Origin of the sequence: Streptomyces sp. WELS2, assembly GCF_013870595.1 — a bacterium.
Lineage (GTDB): Bacteria > Actinomycetota > Actinomycetes > Streptomycetales > Streptomycetaceae > Streptomyces.
In genome coordinates, this window is record NZ_JACBWZ010000337.1 from 1 (window position 1) to 6,410 (window position 6,410).

General features: G+C 72.6%; 6 protein-coding genes and 2 pseudogenes. 1 reads left to right on the forward strand and 7 read right to left on the reverse strand.

Annotation, left to right across the window (positions count from 1 at the left end):
* The 5 genes and pseudogenes from H5J33_RS19600 to H5J33_RS19620 form a co-directional block, all read right to left on the reverse strand.
* Positions 1-718 (reverse strand): SLC13 family permease (locus tag H5J33_RS19600; RefSeq protein WP_309485445.1); only part of this gene is annotated, 718 nt, incomplete at its 3' end.
* A 66-nt stretch (positions 719-784) separates the two neighbouring features.
* Positions 785-1,198, reverse strand: a pseudogene (locus tag H5J33_RS19605) (DUF4232 domain-containing protein); the annotation flags it as partial.
* 206 nt (positions 1,199-1,404) lie between these two features.
* The gene (locus tag H5J33_RS19610; protein ID WP_181796232.1) at positions 1,405-2,163 is read right to left on the reverse strand and encodes an energy-coupling factor ABC transporter ATP-binding protein; all 759 of its coding nucleotides are present in this window, start codon (positions 2,161-2,163) and stop codon (positions 1,405-1,407) included.
* Complete coding sequence (cbiQ, locus tag H5J33_RS19615; protein WP_181796233.1) at positions 2,151-2,912, reverse strand: cobalt ECF transporter T component CbiQ; 762 nt, start codon at positions 2,910-2,912, stop codon at positions 2,151-2,153. Before cbiQ ends, H5J33_RS19610 begins: the two co-directional genes overlap by 13 nt.
* Before the next feature lies 1 nt (position 2,913).
* Positions 2,914-3,969, reverse strand: coding sequence for an energy-coupling factor ABC transporter permease (locus tag H5J33_RS19620; RefSeq protein ID WP_181796234.1), 1,056 nt, complete (start codon positions 3,967-3,969; stop codon positions 2,914-2,916).
* A gap of 148 nt (positions 3,970-4,117) precedes the next feature.
* Here H5J33_RS19620 and H5J33_RS19625 point away from each other — a divergent pair, with 148 nt between their 5' ends.
* Positions 4,118-4,456 carry an SsgA family sporulation/cell division regulator gene (locus H5J33_RS19625; RefSeq protein WP_181796235.1) on the forward strand — a complete coding sequence of 113 codons (339 nt, stop codon included), beginning with the start codon at positions 4,118-4,120 and terminating at the stop codon, positions 4,454-4,456.
* Here the strand turns inward: H5J33_RS19625 and H5J33_RS19630 are convergent, their stop codons facing one another.
* Positions 4,457-6,124: a penicillin-binding transpeptidase domain-containing protein gene (locus H5J33_RS19630; protein WP_181796236.1), complete on the reverse strand. Its 1,668-nt coding sequence runs from the start codon at positions 6,122-6,124 to the stop codon at positions 4,457-4,459.
* A gap of 95 nt (positions 6,125-6,219) precedes the next feature.
* Positions 6,220-6,410 (reverse strand): annotated as a pseudogene (locus H5J33_RS19635) (penicillin-binding protein); the annotation flags it as partial.

Genomic DNA, 6,410 nt, shown 5'->3' on the forward strand with positions numbered 1-6,410 from the left:
TGCAGGCCACGGTCACCAGCGCGAACAGCGGCAGTCGCGGTGGGTTGCCGGGGTCCCGGTCCGCCGGGGCCGCCGCGGCGAGGTCGCGGGCGAAGAACCGCCGGAACACCAGGTACTCGACGCCGATCGCGGCCAGCCAGGGCAGGGCCATCAGCGCCGCGAACCGGGTGAAGCTCAGCCCGCTCGCCGTGAACGCCAGCAGGTTCGTCAGATTGGAGACCGGCAGCAGCAGCGAGGCGGTGTTCGACAGGTGTGTGCAGGCGTACACATGCGGTTTGGGCCGTACGCCGGTGCGCGCGGCGGTGGCGAACACCACCGGGGTGAGCAGCACGATCGTCGCGTCCAGGCTGAGCACGGCGGTGATCGCCGACGCCAGCGCGAACACGGCGGACAGCAGTCGCACCGGACGGCCGCCCGCCCACCGGGCCATCCAGGCCCCGCACGCCTGGAAGAGGCCTTCGACGTCGCAGAAGTGGGCGATCACCAGGACCGCCGCCAGGAAGCCGACCACCGGGCCGAGCCGTTCGGCCTCGGCTCGGGCGTGTCCGAGGGAGAGGGCGCCGGTGGCCACCGCGATCCCGGCGGCGGGTACGGCCATGACCGCCTCCGGCCAGCCGAAGGGCCGTACGACGGCCCAGGCCAGCACGGCGACGAGCAGAGCGGCGGACAGGGCCGCGGCGAGCGGGGTGTTCAGGGCGGGTCCTTCCGAAGTGATCACGGGGTTGCCCGCTCATGAAAACAGACCGGAGGCCGGGAGCCGGCCAGGGGCTCGGTGAGGGTTCGGTCAGGGGCCCGTGCCCGGGCTCAGTACCGTCAGCCGGACGGACGAGGCGGTGCCGGAGACCGGGATGGGGCCGCCCGGCCAGGCCGCCCGCAGCGGGTCCCGTTCGTCCGGCGGGGTGACCAGCAGCCCGGCCGGGGTGGCCGACCGCGCCCCGCTGACCTCCGGGTTGGAGAAGGTCAGCCCGGCCCAGGCGCTCTGCCCCGGCCGGAGGGTGACGGTGACCGGGGTGCCCGGTGTCCGCCCGGGATCGGCGCCGAGCCGGCCGCCGGAGGCGCCGACGAAGGCCGCGCCCGGATAGCCGTGCAGGGTGCAGGTGCGGCCGGAGGTGTTGGTGAGCACCACCGGGAAGTTCTCCTGGCCGGCGCCCGGGTCGTTGCGGCCCACCGCGGCCCGCAGTTCGGAGGTGTGGCGCCGAGCCGCGCGAAGTTCGCGGCGAACGCCTCCCTGACCGGCTCGAAGCCCTCGGCCACTGTGCCGTTCACGTCCGCGTTCTGCACGTTCGCCATCCCTTCCCGATCGCCTGCGACAGTGGGTGCAACACGGCACGCGCGCCTGCGATTCCTCGGTGGGATCGGCCCAGCGGAATCGTTACGTCGATGTTGCGGCGGCGGGAGGGCGCCTCACGCGCCCATGGTCACGGACTTCGGATCGAAGCCGAACGGCAGCTCCAGCCGGTGCGCCCGCATCAGCCCCTCGTCCGAGAGCAGCTCGCCGGTCGGGCCGTCCGCCGCGATCACGCCGTCACTGAGGATCAGGGAGCGGGGGCACAGCTCCAGCGCGTACGGCAGGTCGTGCGTGACCATGAGGACGGTCACGTCCAGCGAGCGCAGGATGTCGGCGAGCTCGCGGCGGGAGGCCGGGTCCAGGTTGGACGACGGCTCGTCCAGGACCAGGATCTCCGGTTCCATCGCGAGTACGGTGGCCACCGCGACCCGGCGGCGCTGCCCGAAGGACAGGTGGTGCGGCGGCCGGTCGGCGAAGTCCCGCATGCCGACCCGCTCCAGCGCGGTGTCCACCCGCTCCTGGAGCGCGGCCCCCTTGATCCCGGCGGCGGCCGGACCGAACGCCACGTCCTCCCGCACGGTCGGCATGAACAGCTGGTCGTCCGGGTCCTGGAAGACGATGCCGACCTTCTGCCGGATCGCGGCCATGTGCTGCTTGCCGACCGGCAGCCCGGCCACGGTCACCGTGCCCGTGCCGCCGCTCAGGATGCCGTTGAGGTGCAGTACCAGGGTGGTCTTGCCGGCGCCGTTGGGGCCGAGCAGGGCGACCCGTTCGCCGCGCGCGAGGGAGAAGTCCACGCCGAACAGGGCCTGGTGTCCGTCCGGGTAGGCGAAGGCGAGGCCGGAGACCTCCAGAGAAGCAGTCACAGGAACCATCCCAGCAGACAGACGACGAGGGCGGCGCAGGGGAGGGCCAGGGCGTGCCGCCACTGGGCGCCGGAGGCGGTCACCTCGTCGATGACCGGCATCGACCCGGCGTACCCCCGGCTCACCATGGCCAGGTGGACCCGCTCCCCGCGTTCGTAGGAGCGGATGAACAGCGCGCCGGCGGACTTGGCGAGCACGCCCCAGTGCCGTACGCCCTTCGCCTCGAAGCCGCGCGACTCCCGGGCGATCCGCATCCGGCGCATCTCGTCGGTGATGACGTCGCCGTAGCGGATCATGAAGGAGGCGATCTGCACGAGCAGCGGCGGCAGCTTCAGCCGTTGCAGGCCGAGCAGGAGTTCGCGCAGCTCGGTGGTGGCGGCCAGCAGGACGGAGGCGGCGACGCCGAGGGTGCCCTTGGCGAGCACGTTCCAGGCGCCCCACAGCCCGTTCACGCTGAGCGAGAGCCCGAGGACGTGCACCCGTTCGCCCTCCGCGACGAACGGCATGAGCACCGCGAACGCCACGAACGGCACCTCGATCAGCAGCCGCCGCAGCAGGAAGCCGGCGGGCACGCGCGCGTGGTACGCGACGGACGCGAGCAGCACGGCGTACACCGCGAACGCCCACATCGCCTCGCGCGGGGTCGACACCACGACCACCACGAACAGGAACGCGGCGGCGAGCTTGGTGTGCGGCGGCAGCCCGTGCACGGGCGAGTGCCCGTGCCGGTACAGCCGGTGCGCGTGTCCCGCTCCCATCTCAGAGGCCCGTGTTCACGGGAGAGGCGTCGTCGGTGCGCCGCCGGCGCAGCGCCCAGAACACCGCGCTGCCCGCGACGACGGTGACGCCGACGCCGATGACGCCCGCGAGACCGCCGGAGAGCCGGGCGTCGGAGATGTCCTTCACGCCGTAGTCGGCCAGCGGCGAGTCGGACGTGGCGTGCTTCTCCTCCTTCTTGTCGATCCCCTTGTCGTGCGCGACCTTCTCCAGGCCGTCGGGGTTGGCGGAGGCGTAGAAGCTGACGAAGCCGGCCAGGACCAGGGAGGTGACCAGGCCGGTCACCCACAGCGTGCGCCGCGAGGTGCGGGCCGCGGCGGGCACCGGGGTGGCGGGCTCGGCCGCGGGGGCGTCCACCAGGGTGCCGTTCACCCGCAGCTGGAGCCGCTGACGTAGGCCGCGCGCACCGTGCACCAGGTCGGGGCGGACCGCGATGACGGCGCCGACCGTGAGCGCGGTGATGACCGCCTCGCCGATGCCGATGAGCACATGGACGCCGATCATCGCGGTGGCGACCTTGCCGATGGCGACGTCCGTGGTGCCGCCGATCGCGTAGATCAGGGTGAAGGCGACCGCGGCCGCGGGCACGGAGACCAGCGCGGCGACGAAGGAGGCCACGGTCACCGAGCGCCGCTTGCGGGGCAGCACGGCGAGCAGGCCGCGGAAGACGGCGTACGACACGACGGTGGTGACCAGCGCCATGTCGGTGATGTTCACGCCGAGCGCGGTCAGCCCGCCGTCGGCGAACAGCACGCCCTGCATCAGGAGCACCACCGACACGCACAGCACGGCCGTGTACGGTCCGACGAGTATCGCGGCCAGGGCCCCGCCGAGCAGGTGTCCGCTGGTCCCGGCGGCGACGGGGAAGTTGAGCATCTGCACGGCGAAGATGAACGCCGCGACCAGACCGGCCAGCGGCGCGGTGCGCTCGTCCAGCTCGCGGCGGGCACCGCGCAGGCTCACCGCGAGGGCGCCGGCGGCGACCACTCCGGTGACCGCGGAGGTCGGGGCGTCTATGAATCCGTCAGGTACATGCACCCGACGATTTTAGGCCCTTGTTGCGAACCTCTTGCAAGAGAGACAAAGTCTCGTCTCCCACCGGGGCGCGAACCGGAAAATGTGCCACTCTGGATGGAAGCGGAAGAACAGCTTTCACATAGGTCACGGTGCGTGAAAGGGCGGTCCGATGTCTGTGGTCGAACAGTACGCACGCGCTCATATCGTCACGGACGAGGAGGACCCGGGGGCCGTACCCGTCGTGCTGCGCTACGACCCCGACCGCGATCCCCGCTCCGTCCGCATCGGGCTGCCCGGACCGCACGAGTGGACCTTCTCCCGGGCGCTGCTGGAGCGCGGACTGCGCGCGCCGGCCGGCACCGGGGACGTCCGGGTGTGGCCCTGCGGGCGGGTCCAGGCCGTCGTGGAGTTCCACGGCGACCACGGCGTGGAGGTCGTGCAGTTCGACTCCAAGGCCCTGCTGCGGTTCCTGCGCCGCACCTACACCGCCGAGCCGGTCCGCGGCTGATCAGCCCCCGAGCCGCAGCAGGGACGCCACGATGGGACCGGCCGTGTCGCCCCCGTGGCCGCCCGCCTGGACCACGCCCGCCGCGGCGAGGTCGCCCCGGTAGGCGGTGAACCAGCCGTTCGGCTTCTTCTGGCCGTCGACCTCCGCCGAGCCGGTCTTCGCCCCGTAGTCCGGGCCGAGCCCCGCCATCGCCTCCGCCGCCGTGCCGGAGGCGGCCGTGTACCGCATCAGCTCGCGCAGCTGCGAGAGGGTCTTCGGGGACAGGGTGCGCGCGGCGGTGGCCAGCCTCCGGTGGTCGACGGACGGTGCGACCAGGTACGGCTGGTGGAAGGAGCCCGCCTTCACGGTGGCCGCCACCGACGCCATGTTCAGCGGGTTCATCCGCACCCCGCCCTGCCCGATCAGCTCGGCCGCCTTCTGCGCCGCCGACTGCACCGGCACCGAGCCGTCGACGCTGGGCACGCCGATCGCCCAGTTGTCCATCGACAGCCCGAAGACCTGCTGGGCCTGCCGGGTCAGGTCGTCGTCGTCCAGCTTTCCCGCCTGGCTGATGAAGGCGGTGTTGCAGGAGCGGGCGAAGCTCGCCTTGAACGTGCCGCCCTTGATCTCGAAGTCGTCGTCGTTGTGGAACTTCCAGCCCCCGTAGGTGACCGTCTTCGGGCAGGGGTGCGGCTTGTCCGCCGAGGCCAGGCCCTTGTCGATGAGCAGCGACGACGTGATGATCTTCATGGTGGAGCCGGGGGCCAGGGAGCCCTGGAAGGCGGTGTTGAAACCGTGCCCGCTGTTGGCGACCGCGAGGATCTCGCCGGTGGAGGGCCGCAGCACGACCACCGAGGCCTTGGCCCGGTTCTCCACCTGCCGCTCGGCCGCCTCCTGGAGGGCCGGGCTGAGCGTCGTGCGCACCGTGCCCGGGGTGCCCTCGCTCAGCTCCACCAGCGTCTTGTCGGACAGCTTGGCGGCCTTGGACTCCTTGCCGCGCACCACGCGCAGCTCGACGCCCGCCGTGCCGCCGGCCGTCTTGCCGTACTTCTCCCGCAGCCCGTCCAGCACCGTGCCCAGCGACGGGTACCGGGCGGCGGTGATCTCGCCGCCGTCGCGGTCCAGCGCCTTCACCGGCGGGGTGCCGGAGGCGCCGGTCACCAACCGGTCGCCGTCCCTCAGCTCCGGGTGGACGACGGCCGCGTGCCAGTCGACCCGCGGCTCGCCGTCACCCGGGCGGCGTACGACGGTGAGGGAGCTGCCGTAGGCCAGCGGCCTGCTGACGCCCTTGTAGGCCACGGTGGCGCGGACGTCGAAGGGCACCGTGGCGCCCTTGGCCGCCTTGGGGGTGAGGGTGACGCCCTCCAGGTGGGCGTCCTTGGTGTAGCCGGTGAGCAGCGGGGCCGCCGCCGCGGGGTCGTCGGTGGCGGCGGCGGCCTCGGCGGCCTTGCCGTGCTGCCAGGCGGTGAGGAAGCGGGTGGTCGTCGTGGTGACCTCGGTGGCGGTGAGCGGGCCGGTCTTCACGCTCTTGTGGCCGGCCGTGGCGGCGGTGCGCTCGTCGGCCGCGGCCCCGCCGTCGTAGAGGGCGTAGAGGCCGGCCCCGGCGCCGCCGACGACCACGGCGAGCATTCCGCCGAGTACGGCGGGACGGGTCTTCCGTCGCTCGGTGACGCGCCTTCTCTTGCCCACAGCCTCAGTTCCTCCGCGCGCTTTCCAGGCTCTCCTAAGCCTTCACCGTCCCAACGACGGCTTTCACCTTAAGGTCCCCGTCTTCACGGGTGATCTCAACCGGCGTTCCGTAGCACGGTTGCGACAATCGGCCCGGCGGCGTCGATGCCGTGCCCGCCGCCCTGGACCATGGCCGCCGCCGCGACATCGCCCCGGTAACCGGTGAACCAGCTGTCCGACCCGGCCGTGTCGTCGGCCTCGGCGGAGCCGGTCTTCGCGCCGACGTCCCCGCTCAGCCCGGCCATCA

Excerpts from the sequence above, each read along its gene's own strand:
- H5J33_RS19610 (WP_181796232.1), bottom strand. The coding sequence starts at position 2,163 with ATGGTTCCTGTGACTGCTTCTCTGGAGGTCTCCGGCCTCGCCTTCGCC.
- cbiQ (WP_181796233.1), bottom strand. The coding sequence starts at position 2,912 with ATGGGAGCGGGACACGCGCACCGGCTGTACCGGCACGGGCACTCGCCC.
- H5J33_RS19625 (WP_181796235.1), top strand. The coding sequence starts at position 4,118 with ATGTCTGTGGTCGAACAGTACGCACGCGCTCATATCGTCACGGACGAG.